The organism is Vibrio sp. HM8-C, from assembly GCF_058630515.1.
Map to the genome: position 1 here is coordinate 1 of NZ_JBMMKS010000034.1, position 2,474 is coordinate 2,474.

4 protein-coding genes are annotated in these 2,474 nt (G+C 40.3%); 3 read left to right on the forward strand and 1 reads right to left on the reverse strand.

The features are described from left to right. Positions 1-435 precede the first annotated feature (435 nt). Complete coding sequence (locus tag ACOSVQ_RS20580) at positions 436-570, forward strand: hypothetical protein (RefSeq protein ID WP_392404314.1); 135 nt, start codon at positions 436-438, stop codon at positions 568-570. Between the two features lie 436 nt (positions 571-1,006). On the opposite strand, the gene ACOSVQ_RS20585 is transcribed toward ACOSVQ_RS20580, so the two are convergent. Further along, complete coding sequence (locus ACOSVQ_RS20585) at positions 1,007-1,456, reverse strand: hypothetical protein (RefSeq protein ID WP_491984298.1); 450 nt, start codon at positions 1,454-1,456, stop codon at positions 1,007-1,009. A 464-nt stretch (positions 1,457-1,920) separates the two neighbouring features. Between ACOSVQ_RS20585 and ACOSVQ_RS20590 the strand changes: the two genes are divergently transcribed. Both ACOSVQ_RS20590 and ACOSVQ_RS20595 read left to right on the forward strand, forming a co-directional pair. Continuing rightward, on the forward strand, positions 1,921-2,196 hold the full coding sequence (locus ACOSVQ_RS20590) for a type II toxin-antitoxin system Phd/YefM family antitoxin (RefSeq protein ID WP_243302097.1): 276 nt from the start codon (positions 1,921-1,923) through the stop codon (positions 2,194-2,196). Continuing rightward, positions 2,180-2,474: type II toxin-antitoxin system RelE/ParE family toxin (locus tag ACOSVQ_RS20595; RefSeq protein WP_491984299.1), on the forward strand; the 295-nt coding region annotated here is incomplete at its 3' end. The genes ACOSVQ_RS20590 and ACOSVQ_RS20595, both read left to right, overlap by 17 nt.

Consider the following 2,474-nt stretch of genomic DNA (forward strand, 5'->3'; position numbering starts at 1 on the left):
CTCAGAAGCAAAGTATTGAACAAGTATTAATCGAATATTGCTTAATTTATAAATAAAAGAGCACTCCCAATTAATTAATCTTGGGAGTGGAAATCTAATTCTTATTAATACTATTACGTTAAATAGCTAAGATACGTACTAAAAATACGTATCTATGACTCTAAAACGAGCGTAGAAAGCTTTTTACACACCTACATGACCCAATACACCACCAAATACCCCTGAAAGTTTATGACGCTTTGAGGGCGATTTACAGGGCACAAAGACCAGGTATAGTTTCACTGGAATTTCTTCATGAAATGCCTAAAAAGTCAGTAAACAGGCATAGCAAACGCTAACAACAAAATCGCTAATAACATTAAACGAATTAATCTCATTCGATTCTCCAAAGTGATTGATTGTGTATTTAATAGCGAAACTACTTGGAGCCTAAAAATGAGTAACGACAACGTAGTGAAATTTAAAACTCGTGAAGAACGGGACCTGGAAGAAATCTTAAATGCAGTAAAAATCATGGAAGAGAACGGGCAGTTTGAGATCCAGGATGAAGAGGAAGAAGAAAAGAACTGACGCCCCTGACGGGTTGTCGGGTCAATTTTAAATCTACAACTACGTTATAGCATTTAAAACCGACCTCAAAGATCACTCAGGAGTTAGTTCGATCGCAGCCGAAAGATGCAAACGCCCTAGCGTTTCGTCTGTAGGCATGGGGGGAGCCACAAACGTAAAACGTCCCCAGACGTTTAGGGAGCCAACGACCGATAGTGCAGTGGGGGGCTTGCCCCGCGCGTCGAGCAAAGCGTTGACCCCCCGAGTTGAGAGTGAGCGTTCAGCGAATCCAACGGAGGCAGTTTGGCGCACATCCCCCAGATGGGCAGAAAACAGCCCTCGCAAGGCGGGGGGTCAAGGCGTAGCCGCAGACGCGCCCATGCAAATGAAACGTAGCGTTCAGCGAAGTGAAATGCGCAGCCAGTGAAACTGGCGAAGTCTTGATTTAATGGGGCGTTCAGCCACATTGAATCAATGCTCTTAAGCTAGAAATAAGATGAAATTCGAACGGATTTACCATCAATTCTATAGTCAAATCTACCATCAAACTCAATTGACGATAAAGTTGATGATCTATTTGTAGATGAAAACACCAGAAATAAGAGATTAAATTGACGGTAAAATTGTAGATAAACCAAGGCACTTCCACACGAAAGAACGACTGTTCTATTTGGGTGGAAGTGTCTAGCGGGTAGCGAAGCGAAGGGCGGCATTGAGCCCTTATAATAATTTTATATACAAAAAAGCCGAAGATCTTGCGATCCTCGGCTCTTAGGAAGTATTCTTTAGTTCGCAAAGGAACTGTACTCAGAATTACTTGTTGGCGCATTAATTCTAGTACAGGTTGGCTAGCCTTGTCACTACCAACTAAACACCATTCAACGACAATAACCAATTCCTTTGCCAATGCAGCTCTCCAAGACGGAGTTTTGATGACGCTTATAGGTGATAAATCTATAAGAAGAGAAGAAACGAGTTAAGTGCATGGTTGTGGAGATTCACCATAGAATCTAGCCCCATACGGTATGGTCAGCCGGAGAAAATAGACGCTCGATAACTGCTAGGCTCTTTAGGTCAAGGACCAACGCCAATACCCCTTGAGACAATAAGTAATAAGGTCAAATAGACGTAGCTGGACTTTGACAAGTCCCATAAGAAGAGGTCGCCAAAGGCTCCCAATCTTCCTTGCCATGCACATACGTCTAAGATGACTTTTTTTCTTTAAAAAGACGAAATAACAAAGAAGCTACCAAACCAAATTTAGACTAAATTTGGTTTTCCTATTGACAAATCAGTATTTTATTGTTATGATGTATTATGTCAGTCATATTTTTAACTGGCACACTTTGAAATACAAAAAAGGAAAACGCTATGAGAGTTGAAACTATCAGCTACCTCAAAAAAAATGCGGCTAACTTGTCACTTGAAGAGCCAATGACAATTACTCAAAACGGGACACCGTCCTATGTGATTGAGTCTTACGCAGAGAGAAAACGTCGAGATGAAGCTATCGCTTTACTCAAATTACTATCTTTCTCTGTAGACGATTCAAACAATAAACGAGTAATGTCTAGTGCTTCATTCAAGCAGCGGTTAGCCAACCGTAAACTTGAACTGGAGAACATTAAACATGGTAAAAACACTTAACATTGAATACACAGAAACTTTTGATAACACAGTTGATAATCTAATCAACCACTTAGCATCATATTCTAATGAATATCTTGTAATTGAAAGAATTGAGAATCTCATAGAAGATTTTGAAAAAAGAATAACGACAGCACCACTTTCCTGCCCCATCTCGCCATACCTTTTAGAACTCGGTATTACATCTTTCAGGGAATACAATCACAATGGATTCCGCCTCCTTTACCGAGTAATTGAAGATGAAGATTCATTAAAGATACAAGGTGACGTTCTACTTT

Coding starts and splice junctions, on each gene's coding strand:
- ACOSVQ_RS20580 (WP_392404314.1), top strand. CDS start 436: ATGAGTAACGACAACGTAGTGAAATTTAAAACTCGTGAAGAACGGGAC.
- ACOSVQ_RS20590 (WP_243302097.1), top strand. CDS start 1,921: ATGAGAGTTGAAACTATCAGCTACCTCAAAAAAAATGCGGCTAACTTG.